Annotated in this window: 17 protein-coding genes; 8 read left to right on the plus strand and 9 right to left on the minus strand. The window is 53.3% G+C overall.

From position 1 onward, the window contains the following. Window positions 1-22: 22 nt before the first annotated feature. A complete protein-coding gene (gene mpaA / locus NNO04_RS14330) occupies window positions 23-751 on the plus strand; it encodes a murein tripeptide amidase MpaA (protein WP_271445231.1) in 729 nt (242 codons plus the stop codon). On the opposite strand, the gene ycjG is transcribed toward mpaA, so the two are convergent. Further along, window positions 726-1,691: an L-Ala-D/L-Glu epimerase gene (gene ycjG / locus NNO04_RS14335; RefSeq protein WP_271445232.1), complete on the minus strand. Its 966-nt coding sequence runs from the start codon at window positions 1,689-1,691 to the stop codon at window positions 726-728. The two genes, mpaA and ycjG, sit on opposite strands and share 26 nt — an antisense overlap. A 115-nt stretch (window positions 1,692-1,806) precedes the next feature. Between ycjG and tpx the strand changes: the two genes are divergently transcribed. Then, window positions 1,807-2,313, plus strand: a complete 507-nt coding sequence (gene tpx, locus NNO04_RS14340) for a thiol peroxidase (RefSeq protein WP_271445233.1) — start codon at window positions 1,807-1,809, stop codon at window positions 2,311-2,313. Between the two features lie 53 nt (window positions 2,314-2,366). Here tpx and tyrR read toward each other — a convergent pair whose 3' ends face one another. From tyrR to pspA, 7 genes are all read right to left on the minus strand, one after another. Continuing rightward, window positions 2,367-3,908: a transcriptional regulator TyrR gene (gene tyrR / locus NNO04_RS14345; RefSeq protein ID WP_271445234.1), complete on the minus strand. Its 1,542-nt coding sequence runs from the start codon at window positions 3,906-3,908 to the stop codon at window positions 2,367-2,369. 148 nt (window positions 3,909-4,056) lie between these two features. After that, a complete protein-coding gene (locus NNO04_RS14350; protein WP_271445235.1) occupies window positions 4,057-5,118 on the minus strand; it encodes a YcjF family protein in 1,062 nt (353 codons plus the stop codon). Then, window positions 5,115-6,512, minus strand: a complete 1,398-nt coding sequence (locus tag NNO04_RS14355; RefSeq protein WP_271445236.1) for a YcjX family protein — start codon at window positions 6,510-6,512, stop codon at window positions 5,115-5,117. The genes NNO04_RS14350 and NNO04_RS14355 overlap by 4 nt, the downstream gene beginning before the upstream one ends. Window positions 6,513-6,774: 262 nt before the next feature. Then, window positions 6,775-6,996: a phage shock protein PspD gene (gene pspD, locus NNO04_RS14360; RefSeq protein ID WP_271445237.1), complete on the minus strand. Its 222-nt coding sequence runs from the start codon at window positions 6,994-6,996 to the stop codon at window positions 6,775-6,777. Window positions 6,997-7,013: 17 nt separating this feature from the next. Continuing rightward, window positions 7,014-7,373 (minus strand): envelope stress response membrane protein PspC, encoded by a 360-nt coding sequence (gene pspC / locus NNO04_RS14365; protein WP_271445238.1) that lies wholly within the window; start codon window positions 7,371-7,373, stop codon window positions 7,014-7,016. Beyond that, on the minus strand, window positions 7,373-7,597 hold the full coding sequence (pspB, locus tag NNO04_RS14370) for an envelope stress response membrane protein PspB (RefSeq protein ID WP_271445239.1): 225 nt from the start codon (window positions 7,595-7,597) through the stop codon (window positions 7,373-7,375). Before pspB ends, pspC begins: the two co-directional genes overlap by 1 nt. Window positions 7,598-7,651: 54 nt before the next feature. After that, window positions 7,652-8,320, minus strand: coding sequence for a phage shock protein PspA (gene pspA, locus NNO04_RS14375; RefSeq protein ID WP_271445240.1), 669 nt, complete (start codon window positions 8,318-8,320; stop codon window positions 7,652-7,654). Window positions 8,321-8,489: 169 nt separating this feature from the next. Here pspA and pspF point away from each other — a divergent pair, with 169 nt between their 5' ends. From pspF to sapF, 6 genes are all read left to right on the plus strand, one after another. Continuing rightward, window positions 8,490-9,464 carry a phage shock protein operon transcriptional activator gene (gene pspF, locus NNO04_RS14380; protein ID WP_271445241.1) on the plus strand — a complete coding sequence of 325 codons (975 nt, stop codon included), beginning with the start codon at window positions 8,490-8,492 and terminating at the stop codon, window positions 9,462-9,464. 112 nt (window positions 9,465-9,576) lie between these two features. Continuing rightward, complete coding sequence (sapA, locus tag NNO04_RS14385) at window positions 9,577-11,220, plus strand: ABC transporter substrate-binding protein SapA (RefSeq protein WP_271445242.1); 1,644 nt, start codon at window positions 9,577-9,579, stop codon at window positions 11,218-11,220. Continuing rightward, window positions 11,217-12,182, plus strand: a complete 966-nt coding sequence (gene sapB, locus NNO04_RS14390) for a peptide ABC transporter permease SapB (RefSeq protein ID WP_271445243.1) — start codon at window positions 11,217-11,219, stop codon at window positions 12,180-12,182. Before sapA ends, sapB begins: the two co-directional genes overlap by 4 nt. Next, window positions 12,169-13,059 (plus strand): peptide ABC transporter permease SapC, encoded by an 891-nt coding sequence (gene sapC / locus NNO04_RS14395; RefSeq protein ID WP_271445244.1) that lies wholly within the window; start codon window positions 12,169-12,171, stop codon window positions 13,057-13,059. The genes sapB and sapC overlap by 14 nt, the downstream gene beginning before the upstream one ends. Continuing rightward, window positions 13,059-14,051, plus strand: coding sequence for a peptide ABC transporter ATP-binding protein SapD (gene sapD, locus NNO04_RS14400; protein WP_271445245.1), 993 nt, complete (start codon window positions 13,059-13,061; stop codon window positions 14,049-14,051). The genes sapC and sapD overlap by 1 nt, the downstream gene beginning before the upstream one ends. Before the next feature lies 1 nt (window position 14,052). Next, window positions 14,053-14,859 carry a peptide ABC transporter ATP-binding protein SapF gene (sapF, locus tag NNO04_RS14405; protein WP_271445246.1) on the plus strand — a complete coding sequence of 269 codons (807 nt, stop codon included), beginning with the start codon at window positions 14,053-14,055 and terminating at the stop codon, window positions 14,857-14,859. A 91-nt stretch (window positions 14,860-14,950) separates the two neighbouring features. Here the strand turns inward: sapF and NNO04_RS14410 are convergent, their stop codons facing one another. Continuing rightward, window positions 14,951-15,769, minus strand: coding sequence for a fimbrial protein (locus NNO04_RS14410; protein ID WP_271445247.1), 819 nt, complete (start codon window positions 15,767-15,769; stop codon window positions 14,951-14,953). Window positions 15,770-16,000: the final 231 nt, after the last annotated feature.

Here is a 16,000-nt window from a genome sequence, read left to right on the forward strand (position 1 = left end):
ACTCCAGCATTCAGAGACGCTTATGACCGTTACTCGCCCTCGCGCCGAACGCGGCGCATTTCCGCCAGGCACCGAACATTACGGACGTTCACTCTTAGGGGCGCCGTTGATCTGGTTTCCGGCTCCAGCGGCCGATCGCGAAAGCGGTCTGATCTTAGCGGGCACCCACGGTGATGAAAACTCATCGATGGTCACCCTCTCCTGCGCGCTGCGCACCCTCACCCCGTCTTTACGTCGTCATCATGTGGTGCTGGCCGTCAATCCGGATGGTTGCCAGCTCGGGCTGCGCGCCAATGCCAACGGCGTCGATTTAAATCGCAATTTTCCGGCGGCAAACTGGAAGGCAGGTGAAACGGTTTATCGCTGGAACAGCGCTGCAGAACAGCGCGATGTGGTGTTGCTTACCGGAGAACACTCGGGTTCGGAACCGGAAACCCAGGCATTGTGTCAACTCATTCACCGGATTCACCCTGCGTGGGTCGTGTCGTTCCACGACCCACTGGCCTGCATTGAAGATCCTAAACACAGTGAATTGGGCGCATGGCTGGCGCAGATGTTCGAATTGCCGCTGGTGACAAGCGTTGGTTACGAAACGCCAGGATCCTTTGGCAGTTGGTGTGCCGATCTGAACCTGCACTGTATCACCGCCGAGTTTCCGCCCATTTCGTCCGACGAAGCCAGCGAGAAGTATCTGCTGGCTATGTCAAATCTGCTTCGCTGGCATCCTAAAGATGGAGTTTGCCGGTCGTAAAATGCAGCGCTGGCTCGACATCCACCGCAAGCCAGGTCGGGCCATCGAGATCGGCGAAACTCACCTGCGTCGTCAGCGGTAGCGCAGCGCTGATAGCACGCGACGTGCATAACATGCAGCCCAGCATTAAACCAAACCCCTGCGCTTTGGCTTCAGTGGCTAAGGCTAATGCTTCCGTCAGCCCTCCGGCTTTGTCCAGTTTAATATTGACCATCTCATAACGCCCTTGCAGCGATTTCAGGCTGCCACGGGTATGACAACTCTCATCCGCGCAAACAGGCAGCGGGTGAACAAAATTCTCCAGAGCGGCATCATCCTGCGCCGGTAACGGCTGCTCCAGCATCGCCACCCCCAAATCGGCCAGTAGCTGACAGCGGGCAGCCAGACCGCTCGCCTGCCAGGACTCATTGGCATCGACAATCAGTGTCGCCTCGGGTACCGCCGCACGAATCGCCACCATACGCTCACTGATCAGTCGATCATCGAGCTTCACCTTCAGAAGTGTCGCCCCGTTTTCCCACAGGGCCGCCGCGCTGGCCGCCATCTGCTCTGGCGTTCCAATCACCACGGTTTGCGCTGTAATCACCGGTGAATTCAACGCGATGCCCACACATTCAGCCAGCGTTTGCTGCTGCTGGCGGGCGCTTAAATCCCACAATGCGCAATCTACCGCGTTACGCGCAGCGCCAGCAGGTAATAATTGCTGCAAGGCTTCGCGGGTCAACCCTTTTTCCAGTTGCGGGGCGATACTCATAATCTGCGCCAGCACCGAGGCATCGCTTTCACCGTATCGGGGGTAAGGCGTACATTCGCCGATACCTTTCACACCGTTTTCTTCCAGCTCCACGACCACCACATGCGCTTGTGTCCGACTCCCTCGCGCAATAACAAAGGGGGTGTGCAGTGGCCAGGCTTCCTCATACACCTTCACCGATCTCATTCGTGCTCCTTATGCTGCGGCGGCGTGCGATTCACCACAAATAGCGTTTGCCGTGTTAACTACTGATGGCATAAACTAACCGCGACGTTAACTATATGTAAACAGGAAGATAACCATGTCACAAACCGTTCATTTCCAGGGCAACCCCGTTGCAGTCGCCAACTCCATTCCTCAGGCTGGTAGCAAAGCGCAGGCTTTTACCCTCGTGGCAAAAGACCTGTCTGACGTCGCACTGACTCAGTTTGCTGGCAAACGTAAAGTGCTGAATATTTTCCCGAGTATTGATACCGGCGTATGTGCGGCATCGGTACGTAAGTTTAACCAACTCGCGACAGAAATCGACAACACCGTCGTGCTGTGCATTTCTGCTGACCTGCCGTTTGCCCAGTCTCGTTTCTGCGGCGCGGAAGGCCTGAGCAACGTTATCACCCTCTCCACGCTGCGTAACAGTGATTTTCTGAAAAACTACGGTGTGGAAATCACCGAAGGTCCGCTGAAAGGCCTGGCGGCACGTGCCGTGGTAGTTATCGATGAAAACGACAAGGTCATTTTCAGTGAGCTGGTGAATGAAATCACCAACGAACCTGACTACACCGCCGCGCTGGATGTTCTGAAAGCCTAATCCCTGCGGATACAAAAATGCCTCCGATTCTGGAGGCATTTTCTTTTCTGCTGTTACTCGTCGTTCTTCTTCTGGCTCAAACCATACTCACGCAATTTATTGGCAATCGCGGTGTGTGACACTCCCAACCGTTTCGCCAGCTTACGCGTACTGGGATAATTGCGATAAAGCTGCGTCAATACAGAACGCTCAAAACGACTGGTAATATCATCCAGCGACCCTTCCATCGCATCTTCTCCGACAGCAACGGTCGCGGCATCGTAATCCGGCAATAAAATGTCCTGTGGCCGCAGCTCGTAGCCTTCCAGTTGAGTCAACGCGCGGTAAATGGCATTTTTAAGCTGACGCACGTTACCGGGCCAGCCGTAACGGGTGAGTACCGTACCAAGATCGGCTGCAAGTTTAGGTCTTGGCACACCCTGCTCATCGGCAAAACGCGCCACGAACAGTTCGGTGAGTGGCATAATGTCCTGCGGGCAGTCGCGGAGCGGCGGCAGGTTGAGCGTCAGAACATTCAGGCGATAATACAAATCTTCGCGGAACAGCCCTTTTTGCACCAATTCCACCAGGTTCTTCTGGGTGGCGCAAATCACCCGGACATCCACGTGAACCTCCTGGTCTTCGCCCACCCGGCGGAACGTACCGTCATTGAGAAAGCGCAACAGTTTCGTCTGCATACGCGGCGACATCTCGCCAATTTCATCCAACAGCACCGAGCCACCGTTCGCCTGTTCGAAGAAGCCTTTTTTGCCTTCCGGCGCGTGACCAAATAGCTCGCTTTCCACCGCATCTTCCGGAATGGACGCGCAGTTCAACGCCAGATACGGTTTTGCCGCGCGTGGGCTCGCCAGATGACAGGCATGCGCAAAGAGATCTTTCCCTGTCCCGGTATCCCCAGTGATCAACAGCGGCGCGCTCAACATTGCCAGTTTACGTGCCTGTTCAACCACATGTTTCATTTTTGCGCTAACGGCAATAACCTGACTAAACGCACTCAGATCCTGGGTGTTCAGGTTCTGCAACTGACGCCCCATCCGCAGCGTGGAGCGCAGCATCACCACCGCCCCAGTCAGCATATGTTCGTCGTTCTCGCCCTGCAGATGGACCGGCGTAATTTCCATCAGGAAATTCTGGCCGTTAATCACCACATGTTCGTTGTGGGAGCCCTTCGGATTTCCCTCCAGCCAGCGCTGAAAGTTAAAACCATTGATCAATTGCGCTGCCGTGTGATTACGCATGCGCTCCAGGTTTTGCGCGAAAAGCTGACAGCTCGCGGGGTTCGCCATCTCTACTTTGCTTTTCATGTCCAGCGACATAACCGGCTCCGGGAGCGCCTCAAGTAACGCGCTGAGCGCCAGATGTTCGCGCTCGGACGGCATCCACGGCACGGTGCGCACATCAGTGACGCCCGCGATGCGACGAATCTCCGCCATCAGGCTGCTGAAGTTGGTGAACTCCAGTTCAGCAAAATTAAGGTAAATCCGCCCGATGGGGTCAATCTCAATACCACGTAAATCAATGCTGCGAAGTACCAGTAAATCCAGCAATTCACGGGTCAGACCTAGACGATCTTCACAAAAGACTTCCAGACGCATGGGAACCTTCACCTAAACAATGAGCTATTAGACAGATGATAAGCCACTATTCGGTTAGCAGGAAGGAGTCTGTCAACAAATATTGACAGCATGGTGGAAAAATGGGCGCTGACGCGTAAAGCTGTACGGTCAGCGCCCCTGATCAGGGTTAATTTTCGCGGGAAGGTTTGTTTTTCTGCAGCGTCTCTTTGAGCTGCCCCACCAATTGACGCCGAAAATCCCCCAGACGCGGTTTATCATCATCAATCCATGGTAAAGGACGGCAAAGCTCCATCGCTTTAATCCCCAGGCGGGCGGTCAACAGTCCGGCGCCTATCCCCTGCGCGGCGCGGGTGGATAAACAGGCCGCCAGATCCTGCGACATCCAGTCCATCCCCACTTCACGCACCAGTTCACTGGCGCCCGCAAACGCAATGTTCAGTAGTACCAGACGAAACAACCGCAAGCGGCTGTAATACCCCAATTCAATGCCGTACAACGTGGCGATGCGGTTAATCAGGCGTAAATTACGCCAGGCAATGAAAGCCATATCCACCAGCGCTAACGGGCTGACGGCAATCATCAGGGTCGATTCCGCCGCCGAGCGGCTGATTTCTCGCCTGGCCTGCGCGTCCAGCACGGGTTGCACCAGATGCGCGTACAGGGTGACGACTTCCCGATCATTTTGCGTCTCATGAATCGACGCGTACCAGCGTTGCAACGCCGGATGTGACTGATCAATACCCGCCTGCTGCGCCAGCTTCTCACAGAAAGCGCGCCCTTTACCGGTGCCGACGCTATGTAACAACTCACGCGCTTCATCGCGCTCATGCGCGCGCTGGCGTAACCGCCACAACCGACGCCACTCGGTCGCCACCGACCCAACGCCCGCGCCGATAATCAACATACCTGCCGCACAGCCGCCAAGCGCGGCCCAGTCCTGGGTTTGCCAGGCATTCATCGTCCACTGAACGCCCTGGCCGACGACGCTTACGCCAAACAGCGCCAGCCCGCCCATCACCATTTTGCGCCACAGACTGCGTTTCGGACGTAATGCCGCATCAATCACCGCTTCTGCCTGCCCTTCGTCCTCCAGCGGCTCTTCTGCCTTCACAGGCGCGAAGGTCTGCGCTTCCGTTTCGCTGAAGGACTGTTGCGACTTAAAGGTCGGATGTTGTTCTGCTTCCAGCGGCCCTGCGAAATCGATACGCGGTTTCAACGGTTCGGTCATCGCAATTTATCTCCTATCAAAAACTCCAGCGCGGCATCCAGACGAATATGCGGTAATGGTTTGTCTACATCCATCACCTGTGGGCGAAACGCTTCAAACTGAAACCCCTGGCTGTCCCAAAACGCAGGTCCAGGCAAACGCGCAGGCACCTCACCGGGATAGACGGTCAGTGGTTTACCATCGCTCAGGCGATCTCCACGCAGCGCAGGGATTTTTTCCCCATTCACATCAATCAACCCGCTGGTCGTTGCCTGGACAGATGCCAGCCCCAGGCAATCCATACTGATCCCCTCAAAAGCGGCGTTCTGCCAGGCATCCTGGATCAGTTGCTGGAGCAAAGAGACCATATTGGCGTGTTGATCGACGGTAACGTGATCCGCTTTGGTGGCGGCAAACAGCAATTTGTCGATGACAGGAGAAAAAAGCCGACGAAACAACGTGCGTTGCCCGTAATGGAAGCTTTGCATCAATTGCGTCAAGGCCAGACGCATATCATTAAACGCCTGCGGTCCGCTGTTGAGCGGCTGCAAGCAGTCCACCAATACGATCTGCCGATCAAAGCGCAGGAAGTGGTTTTTGTAGAACCCTTTCACCACTTTTTCGCAGTAGTAATTAAAGCGCTCGCGCAACATTCCGGCATTGGTGTGTTTGTCGGCCTGCGCCAGTTTTGATTCGCCAAACGCATCCACATCCGGCCACGGGAAGAATTGCAGGGCTGGCGCCCCCGCCATATCCCCCGGTAATACAAAGCGTCCCGGCTGGATGAAATGTAAACCTTCTTGTTTGCATTGATGCAGATAGTCAGTCCACGCTGCCGCAATGTCAGCCAGACGGTTTTCATCGGCGGGCGCCAGCGGATCCAGCCCGTCGCATAACTGACGCCATTTGGCTGACCACTCGCCCCGTTTGCCGTGCAGCAGACCGGTCATTTGCCGCGACCAGCTCAGGTAATCCTGTGCCAGCATCGGTAAATCGAGCAGCCATTCACCGGGATAGTCCACGATTTCCAGATACAAAGTAGACGTATCTTTGAAATGGCGCAGCAGGGAATCGTTAGATTTGTAACGTAACGCGAGGCGAATTTCACTCACGCCGCGCGTCGGTGTCGGCCAGCCTGGTGGCTGACCATAAAGCTGGGCCAGCCCCTCATCGTAGGTAAAACGCGGAATACCAAAATCACGTTGCGGTACCCGCTTTACGCCGAGCAGACGCTCTTCCCGCACGGCGCTGAGCAGTGGCAGGCGAGCGCCGGTATGCACATTCAGCAGTTGATTCACCATCGCCGTGATAAACGCCGTTTTACCACTGCGGCTCAGTCCGGTCACCGCCAAGCGCAGATGCCTGTCGACCCCACGATTGACCAGCGCATTGAATTCATTTTTAAATCGCTTCATCGCCATCCCGTTATGCCTGAAGACCCGAAAAAATTATAACCAGCAGAAATTAAAGATAGGGACAGATTCTTCATTATCAATTCAGTGGCTGTATGCCTTCATCATTTTTCAATGGATTGTTGATAGCACCCTGAATCTGTTCCTGCTGATAGCGAATACCCGCGCAAAAAGTCCTTTTCTCAACATGTTCTTGTCTTTGCTGGGGGGGAATTGAAAAGAGGTATTCTACGCCGGTTTTTTAGCAGGTAGTGCGGGCACGCTATCATTGCCCATAGCGGCGGGAAATTTTTGCCGCCGCACGTTTCAATAAGGGTTCCAGCGCCAAAACCAGCAACATTTTCAGCGGACGGCGGGCGACAGATTTGATGGCCCACCCTGCCACACCGGCCGGGCCATAGCGTAGCGCGGTCAGCAGAACCAGTTTCCCTGCGAATTTAAAGCCCGGCTTCACCTTTTGCCCGGCGCGTTGCCAGCGTGTATTCATCTGATGAACTCTCTTTATTACAACTGACGGAAACGGCTGCGCAGCGTGAACGTGTCCGACGTAACATAGCGCTCCATTTCACGCAGGCGCTTTTCACCCGCCGCCAGTTCCCTGTCGACGGCATCCAGCAATTCACCGCTTGAAGGGTGTTGCTCGCCCGTGGCCATGTTGTCCGGCAGTGGATCAAGCACAAACGTCAAAATGATATATGCCACCAGCGTAAAGAACGCCAGTCCGAAGAAAATCGACAGCACCACCAGGATCCGCACCAGTTTCACCGGCACATCCAGATAGTTGGCGATCCCGGCGCAGACGCCACGCACCATGCCCTGCTGCGGAATGCGCCAGAGCTTTTTATTCAAATCAATCCCTCCCATTAGCGATCCCTCCAGTTCGGATGTTCAGCATCGAGAATATCTTCCAGCGCCTGAATGCGTTCGCGCATGCGTTGCGCGTCGTCGGTTAATTGCGCCAAACGTTGCTGCTCACTTTGCGACAGTTCCCCACGGCTGGAGCGGTTGCTGTAATGCAGCCATAACCAAATCGGCAACACAAACAGCACAAAGATGGTTAACGGTATGGCCAGAAATAGCGCGCTCATGAGTACTCCTTACAGGTAATGAGCGGCGGCGCATTCAGACGCCGCCTGCAGTTATTATTGATTGTCTTGTTTCATTTTGGCTTTCAGTTGCGCCAGCTGCTCGCTGATTTCATCATCGGCTTTCAGGTCGGCAAACTGCTGATCCAGCGTTCTCTGTTTGCCAAAGTTATGGCTTTCCGCCTCCGCTTCCATCTGATCAATACGGCGTTCAAAAGATTCAAAGCGGGCCATCGCTTCGTCCAGCTTACCGCTGTCCAGTTGACGGCGCACATCACGAGAAGAGCTTGCGGCCTGGTGACGTAACATCAGGGCCTGCTGACGGGCGCGCGTTTCACTGAGTTTATTCTCCAGCTCGCCAATCTCTTTCTTCATGCGCGTTAGCGTGTCGTCCACCAACGTCACTTCATGTTCGAGGGTGGCGATAAGATCAGTCAGTTTCTGCTTTTCAATTAACGCGGCACGCGCCAGATCGTCTTTCTCTTTGCGCAACGCCAGTTCCGCTTTCTCCTGCCACTCTGTCTGTTGGGCAACAGCTTGCTCAATACGACGGGACAACTGTTTCTTTTCCGCCAGCGCTCGCGCAGAGTTGGAACGGACTTCAACCAGGGTGTCTTCCATTTCCTGAATCATCAGTCGCACCAGTTTCTGCGGATCTTCAGCCTTTTCCAACAGCGCGTTGATGTTGGCGTTCACGATGTCGGCAAAACGAGAAAAAATACCCATAATTCAATCCTCACAATTTTTCTGATATCGGGCTATGCCCTGCTGTAGCTCTAATACAATTCACGTGCCAACTTTTTAATCGATTGATTATAAACAAGATGTATAATTTTACCTCGCCAGCAATTCAGGTTAGAGTGGTGAATAACACTAACAAGTGGTGAATTTAATCATGGCAGAATACAAAGATAACCTTCTGGGCGAGGCCAACAGTTTTCTTGAAGTGCTGGAGCAGGTTTCTCATCTGGCGCCGCTGGATAAACCGGTGTTGATTATTGGTGAACGCGGGACAGGGAAAGAACTCATCGCCAACCGCCTGCACTTTCTCTCTTCTCGCTGGCAGGGTCCGTTTATTTCGCTGAACTGCGCCGCGCTCAATGAAAATCTGCTCGACACGGAGTTATTTGGTCATGAAGCTGGCGCATTTACCGGCGCGCAAAAGCGCCATCCGGGGCGTTTTGAGCGCGCCGATGGTGGCACGCTGTTTCTGGATGAGCTGGCGACGGCCCCCATGCTGGTACAGGAAAAACTGCTGCGGGTCATCGAATACGGTGAGTTGGAGCGCGTCGGCGGCAGTCAGCCGTTGCAGGTCAATGTGCGTTTGGTCTGCGCCACTAACGCCGATCTGCCCCGGATGGTTGATGAGGGGACGTTTCGTGCCGACCTGCTGGACCGGCTGGCCTTCGATGTAGTACAGCTCCCACCTCTGCGTGAGCGACAGGCTGATATCATGTTAATGGCTGAACATTTTGCGATTCAGATGTGTCGTGAAATCCGTTTGCCGCTTTTCCCTGGATTTAGCGAGCGCGCAAAAGAGACGCTGCTGCACTACCGCTGGCCGGGCAATATTCGTGAGCTGAAAAATGTGGTTGAACGGTCGGTCTACCGGCACGGTACCAGCGATTACCCGCTCGACGAGATCATTCTCAATCCTTTTAAGCGACAAGCCGTTGCCATTGAAAACAGAGAAACGCCCGCATCGATCCCTGAACTGCCTGTCGATTTACGTGAATTTCAGCAACAGCAAGAGAGAGATTTACTGCAACGCAGTCTGCAGCAGGCAAAATTTAATCAAAAACGCGCCGCGGAATTATTGGGTTTGACTTACCATCAACTGCGCGCATTGCTTAAAAAACATCAGATTTAGTGATTCCTTCACCAGAATTGATGACATTTGCACCAGTTACCCGCAGACATTTTTACCTGGTGGGTCGTAGTGCGATACACTTTATAGATTGAATCTAAAAACCTTAAAAATTATGCGCCTGGTTTTATCGTCTCTGGTAGTGATAGCTGGACTTCTCAGTGGTCAGGCTGCCGCCGCGCCTGAACTGCCCCCGCGTGCTGATATTCGCGAGAGCGGCTTTGTCTACTGTGTCAGCGGGCAGGTCAACACATTTAATCCGCAAAAAGCGAGCAGCGGTCTTATCGTCGATACGCTTGCCGCCCAGTTGTACGACCGGCTGTTGGATGTGGATCCTTATACCTATCGCCTGATGCCTGAACTGGCGGAAAGCTGGGAAGTGCTCGACAACGGAGCAACCTACCGTTTTAACTTACGCCGCGACGTTCCGTTTCAAAAAACGGCCTGGTTTACCCCTACCCGTAAACTGAATGCGGATGACGTGGTATTTACTTTCGAACGCATTTTTGACCGTCATCATCCGTGGCATAACGTTAATGGCGGCAATTTCCCCTACTTCGACAGCCTGCAATTTGCCGATAACGTCCAAAGCGTACGCAAACTGGATAATTACACCGTCGAGTTTCGTCTGACGCAGCCCGATGCATCATTTTTATGGCATCTGGCAACGCATTACGCCTCGGTGATGTCGGCAGAATATGCGGCGAACCTGGCCAAACAGGATCGCCAGGAATTACTGGACCGTCAGCCTGTCGGGACCGGACCTTTCCAGCTTTCTGAATACCGTTCGGGTCAATACATTCGTCTGCAACGACATGGCGAATTCTGGCGTGGAACGCCATTGATGCCTCAAGTCGTCGTCGATTTAGGCTCTGGCGGTACCGGACGTTTGTCTAAATTGCTGACCGGCGAGTGTGACGTGTTGGCCTGGCCTGCCGCCAGCCAGTTAACGATTTTACGCGATGATCCTCGCCTGCGTCTCACGCTACGCCCGGGGATGAACATCGCCTATCTGGCGTTTAATACCAACAAGCCCCCGCTGAATAACCCTGCGGTACGACACGCGCTGGCGCTGGCCATCAATAACCAGCGTTTGATGCAGTCGATCTACTACGGTACGGCGGAAACCGCCGCCTCTATTTTGCCGCGCGCCTCGTGGGCCTATGACAACGAGGCTAAAATTACAGAGTACAATCCCGCCAAATCCCGCGAGCAGTTAAAAGCGCTGGGACTGGAGAATTTAACGTTGAAATTGTGGGTGCCCACCAGCTCTCAGGCGTGGAACCCAAGCCCGCTGAAAACGGCTGAACTGATCCAGGCGGACATGGCTCAGGTGGGTGTCAAAGTGGTGATTGTCCCGGTAGAGGGGCGTTTCCAGGAGGCGCGGTTGATGGACATGAACCATGATTTGACGTTGTCCGGCTGGGCAACGGACAGTAACGATCCGGACAGTTTTTTCCGTCCGCTGCTGAGTTGCGCCGCCATTAATTCGCAAACCAACTTCGCCCACTGGTGTAACCCCGAATTTGACAACGTTCTGCGTAAAGCGCTTTCTTCTCAGCAGCTTGCCTCGCGCATTGACGCGTATGATGAAGCGCAAAATATCCTGGCGACAGAATTGCCGATCCTGCCGCTGGCGTCCTCGCTGCGACTGCAGGCTTATCGTTATGACATCAAAGGGCTGGTGCTGAGTCCGTTTGGCAATGCCTCCTTTGCGGGTGTCTCGCGGGAAAAAGCCAAAGAGGTGAAAAAACCATGATTATCTTCACCCTGCGTCGTTTTTTGCTGTTGCTGGTTACGCTCTTTTTCCTGACGTTTATCGGCTTCAGCCTGAGTTACTTTACGCCGCACGCGCCGCTTCAGGGCGCATCGTTGTGGAATGCCTGGATCTTCTGGTTCAATGGCCTGATCCACTGGGATTTCGGTGTCTCCAGCATTAATGGTCAGTTAATCTCTGAACAGCTTAAAGAGGTGTTTCCCGCCACGATGGAGCTGTGTATTCTCGCGTTCGGCTTTGCCCTGATGGTCGGTATTCCGATTGGCATGGTGGCAGGCGTGACGCGCAACAAATGGCCCGATCACTTTATCAGCACCCTCGCCTTGCTGGGCTTTTCTATCCCCGTATTTTGGCTGGCGTTGTTGTTGACGTTGTTCTTTTCGCTGACACTCGGCTGGCTGCCGGTGTCTGGTCGTTTTGATCTCCTTTATGAAGTCAAACCTGTCACCGGATTCGCCATTATTGATGCGTGGATTTCGGACTCGCCCTGGCGCGACGAGATGGTAATGAGCGCATTGCGCCACATGGTATTACCGGTCTTGACGCTGGCGGTCGCCCCGACCACAGAGGTGATTCGTTTAATGCGGATCAGCACGATTGACGTGTACGACCAGAACTACGTGAAAGCAGCGGCCACCAGGGGATTATCACGTCTGACGATTCTGCGCCGTCACGTGCTACACAACGCACTTCCTCCGGTGATCCCACGTCTTGGTTTGCAATTTTCGACCATGCTGACGCTGGCGATGATCACTGAGATGGTCTTTAGCTGGCCGGGACTGGGCCGCTGGTTGATCAATGCCATTCGCCAGCAAGACTATGCCGCCATTTCTGCGGGTGTGATGGTGATTGGTTCGTTGGTCATCATCGTCAATGTGTTATCTGACATTTTGGGTGCTATGGCTAACCCTCTGAAACATAAGGAATGGTATGCCCTACGATAGCGTATACAGCGAAAAACGCCCACCGGGTACGCTACGCACCGCCTGGCGGAAATTTTATGGCGATACCACTGCGATGATCGGCCTGTATGGCTGTGCGGGGCTGGTCATATTGTGCATTTTTGGTAGTTGGTTTGCCCCCTACGGTATTGATCAGCAGTTCCTCGGCTACCAGCTTTTGCCGCCTTCCTGGTCTCGCTATGGTGAAGTGTCGTTCTTTCTCGGAACCGACGATCTGGGGCGCGACGTCTTAAGTCGATTGCTGAGTGGCGCAGCACCCACCGTCGGCGGCGCATTCGTGGTAACGCTCGCCGCCACGCTTTGCGGTCTGGTGATTGGGGTGGTGGCCGGAGCGACCCACGGCTTACGTTCCGCTGTCCTGAATCACATTCTGGATACGCTGCTCTCTATTCCGTCACTGTTGCTGGCGATTATCGTGGTGGCGTTTGCCGGTCCACATCTGAGCCATGCGATGTTTGCGGTCTGGCTGGCGTTACTGCCGCGAATGGTGCGTTCTGTCTATAGCATGGTGCATGATGAACTGGAAAAAGAGTACGTCATCGCCGCCCGCCTGGATGGCGCGACCACACTGAATATTCTCTGGTTTGCGATTCTGCCCAACATCACGGCCGGTTTGATCACCGAAATCACCCGTGCGCTTTCAATGGCGATCCTCGACATTGCCGCATTGGGTTTTCTGGATCTTGGCGCGCAACTGCCCTCTCCCGAATGGGGAGCCATGCTCGGAGACGCGCTGGAGCTGATTTATGTTGCACCGTGGGTCGTGATGCTACCCGGCGGCGCCATTATGATCAGTGTGTTGCTGGTTAACCTGCTTGGCGATGGCCTCCGCCGGGCTATTATTGCGGGGGTGGAATAATGCCATTACTGGATATTCGTAACCTCACCATTGAATTCAGAACCGACGAAGGATGGGTAAAAGCCGTCGATCGGATCAGCATGACCTTAAACGAAGGCGAAATCCGCGGTCTGGTGGGTGAATCAGGGTCAGGAAAAAGTTTGATCGCCAAAGCAATTTGCGGTGTCGCAAAAGACAACTGGCGCGTCACCGCCGACCGTATGCGCTTTGATGATATCGACCTGTTGCGCCTCTCTGCACGTGAACGCCGTAAGCTGGTCGGCCACAACGTGTCCATGATTTTTCAGGAGCCACAGTCCTGTCTTGATCCGTCCGAGCGCGTGGGTCGTCAGTTAATGCAAAATATTCCCGCCTGGACGTACAAAGGCCGCTGGTGGCAGCGTATTGGCTGGCGTAAACGCCGCGCCATTGAATTATTGCACCGTGTCGGCATTAAAGATCACAAAGATGCGATGCGCAGTTTTCCCTACGAACTGACCGATGGTGAATGCCAGAAAGTGATGATCGCCATCGCGCTGGCTAATCAGCCACGTTTGCTGATTGCCGACGAACCGACTAACGCGATGGAGCCCACCACACAGGCGCAAATTTTTCGTCTGCTGACCCGTTTGAATCAAAACAGCAACACCACCATTTTGCTGATCAGCCACGACCTGCAGATGCTGAGCCAGTGGGCAGACAAAATCAACGTGATGTACTGCGGACAAACAGTGGAAACCGCGCCCAGCAAAGATTTAGTGACGATCCCGCACCATCCGTATACGCAGGCGTTGATCCGCGCTATCCCCGACTTTGGCAGCGCCATGCCGCATAAAAGCCGTCTGAATACGATGCCGGGGGCGATCCCATTGCTTGAACAATTACCGATAGGTTGTCGTCTGGGGCCCCGCTGCCCGTATGCTCAACGAGAATGTATTGAAACCCCGCGCCTGACCGGGGTCAAAAATCATCTCTACGCCTGTCATTTTCCGCTGAATATGGAGAAAGAGTGACATGGTGGAAACGCTGCTTGAAGTCCGTAATCTGAGCAAAACCTTTCGCTACCGCACAGGCTGGTTTCGCCGTCAGACCGTTGAGGCGGTAAAACCGCTGAGCTTTACCCTGCGTGAAAAGCAAACCCTCGCCATTATTGGCGAGAATGGCTCTGGCAAATCGACGCTGGCGAAAATGCTGGCGGGGATGATCGAACCCACCAGCGGTGAGCTGCTGATTGACGATCATCCACTGCACTACGGCGATTATTCGTTCCGTAGTCAGTGTATTCGGATGATTTTTCAGGACCCGTCAACGTCACTTAATCCGCGTCAACGCATTTCGCAGATCCTCGATTTTCCACTGCGTCTGAACACGGACCTCGAGCCTGAACAGCGTCAGAAGCAAATCGTTGAAACCATGCGGATGGTCGGATTGCTTCCCGATCACGTCAGTTATTATCCGCACATGCTGGCACCCGGGCAAAAACAGCGTCTGGGACTGGCCCGCGCACTAATTTTACGCCCTAAAGTGATCATCGCAGACGAGGCGCTGGCGTCGCTGGATATGTCGATGCGTTCGCAGCTCATTAATCTGATGCTGGAATTACAAGAGAAACAGGGTATCTCTTATATCTATGTCACCCAACATATCGGGATGATGAAACATATCAGCGATCAGGTGTTGGTGATGCACCAGGGCGAAGTCGTTGAGCGCGGCAGCACCGCGGATGTTCTCGCCTCGCCGTTACATGATTTAACCAAGCGATTGATTGCCGGGCATTTTGGCGAGGCGTTAACGGCAGATGCGTGGCGAAAAGATCGGTAAATTGGTCAAGAGAAAAGGCAGAAATTATTCTGCCTTTTCTTTACGCTGTGATGAGAAATTTATATCGTGATCGGTACGGTACAAAATATTTTTATTTATAGGTTAAATTATACGTCATCACAGATTTTATATTTCCAGAACCGATCGATGAGGTCGTTGTTCGATAATACCGTGCTTGCATCGGAATATCATAGTTCCCATCCGTGGAGACTCCTGCGCTAAAAGTTTCTCTGAGTTTCACCGGGATACTATCATATAATATTTGAATACCGACTCCGGATGCCGGAGTTGAATTTGTAATATTCGCAAGTACACCTTCAGCTGTCGCATTCTGATCTTCTTGCCCGTCCAGCAATATATTCACACCAACGTTTCCCTGGCATTTAAGCTTAATATTAAAATCTGCCGCCGCACTGGTGCTCCCCTGATGCGCCAGACTGTTTGCTGATATAGTATTCAATGTCACTGTAGACGGTGTCGATGCATCCACATTACAGGTATGCGCCGGAATAGGCACATCTTTCTCCAGCACAAAAATCCACGTTCGTCTCCATCCCCAGGAGCCATTTGAGCGCTGATCAAGTGAAATTCGCGCCACTTCCGTTCCCGCTTTCAAGACTAAATTATCCGACGTCGTTACCCCGGTACGTTTTACATAAATTTTCAGCGCCAGTGGTTCACTGTAACCGGCTTCAGATATTGATACAGGGTCGCAATTCAAATCACTGACTTGCGGCCAGGCACAAACTGAGTACGTCGTTGAATCAGGGAATGTTGAATACGGTGTCTGAAAATACCCTGTATACCCTTGATTCTCCAGCGCGGTCGACGTAGTGAATGATTGCACTCTCAACGCATCATTCTGGCTCCATGGTCCAACATTGCCAGTACAAATGGTATACGTACTCATATCCGACACGAGTACCATTGCATTCGAGTCTGGGAGAGTTAAATCAACACTCACCGTTTGAGTACCATTGTTTGTACACGAAAAGGCATGAACTTTTATAGGGAGAAAAATTGAGGTTAAACTCAATAAAAAAAACATTACAGCTGCATAATATTTATATTGCCACATAGCACCAATCTATTATCAATAATGGAAATTTACATACGAAATTATATTCACGCACTGAGAAGA

The sequence above is a fragment of the Citrobacter sp. Awk 4 genome (assembly GCF_028069725.1).
GTDB lineage: Bacteria > Pseudomonadota > Gammaproteobacteria > Enterobacterales > Enterobacteriaceae > Citrobacter_D.

Bases quoted from the DNA above. Each gene is read 5' to 3' on its own strand.
- tyrR (WP_271445234.1), bottom strand. From the start codon at position 3,908: ATGCGTCTGGAAGTCTTTTGTGAAGATCGTCTAGGTCTGACCCGTGAA.
- sapC (WP_271445244.1), top strand. From the start codon at position 12,169: ATGCCCTACGATAGCGTATACAGCGAAAAACGCCCACCGGGTACGCTA.
- pspC (WP_271445238.1), bottom strand. From the start codon at position 7,373: ATGGGAGGGATTGATTTGAATAAAAAGCTCTGGCGCATTCCGCAGCAG.
- tpx (WP_271445233.1), top strand. From the start codon at position 1,807: ATGTCACAAACCGTTCATTTCCAGGGCAACCCCGTTGCAGTCGCCAAC.
- NNO04_RS14410 (WP_271445247.1), bottom strand. From the start codon at position 15,769: ATGAGTACGTATACCATTTGTACTGGCAATGTTGGACCATGGAGCCAG.
- ycjG (WP_271445232.1), bottom strand. From the start codon at position 1,691: ATGAGATCGGTGAAGGTGTATGAGGAAGCCTGGCCACTGCACACCCCC.
- pspD (WP_271445237.1), bottom strand. From the start codon at position 6,996: ATGAATACACGCTGGCAACGCGCCGGGCAAAAGGTGAAGCCGGGCTTT.
- NNO04_RS14355 (WP_271445236.1), bottom strand. From the start codon at position 6,512: ATGAAGCGATTTAAAAATGAATTCAATGCGCTGGTCAATCGTGGGGTC.
- sapA (WP_271445242.1), top strand. From the start codon at position 9,577: ATGCGCCTGGTTTTATCGTCTCTGGTAGTGATAGCTGGACTTCTCAGT.
- sapF (WP_271445246.1), top strand. From the start codon at position 14,053: ATGGTGGAAACGCTGCTTGAAGTCCGTAATCTGAGCAAAACCTTTCGC.
- pspB (WP_271445239.1), bottom strand. From the start codon at position 7,597: ATGAGCGCGCTATTTCTGGCCATACCGTTAACCATCTTTGTGCTGTTT.
- sapB (WP_271445243.1), top strand. From the start codon at position 11,217: ATGATTATCTTCACCCTGCGTCGTTTTTTGCTGTTGCTGGTTACGCTC.
- pspA (WP_271445240.1), bottom strand. From the start codon at position 8,320: ATGGGTATTTTTTCTCGTTTTGCCGACATCGTGAACGCCAACATCAAC.
- mpaA (WP_271445231.1), top strand. From the start codon at position 23: ATGACCGTTACTCGCCCTCGCGCCGAACGCGGCGCATTTCCGCCAGGC.
- NNO04_RS14350 (WP_271445235.1), bottom strand. From the start codon at position 5,118: ATGACCGAACCGTTGAAACCGCGTATCGATTTCGCAGGGCCGCTGGAA.
- pspF (WP_271445241.1), top strand. From the start codon at position 8,490: ATGGCAGAATACAAAGATAACCTTCTGGGCGAGGCCAACAGTTTTCTT.
- sapD (WP_271445245.1), top strand. From the start codon at position 13,059: ATGCCATTACTGGATATTCGTAACCTCACCATTGAATTCAGAACCGAC.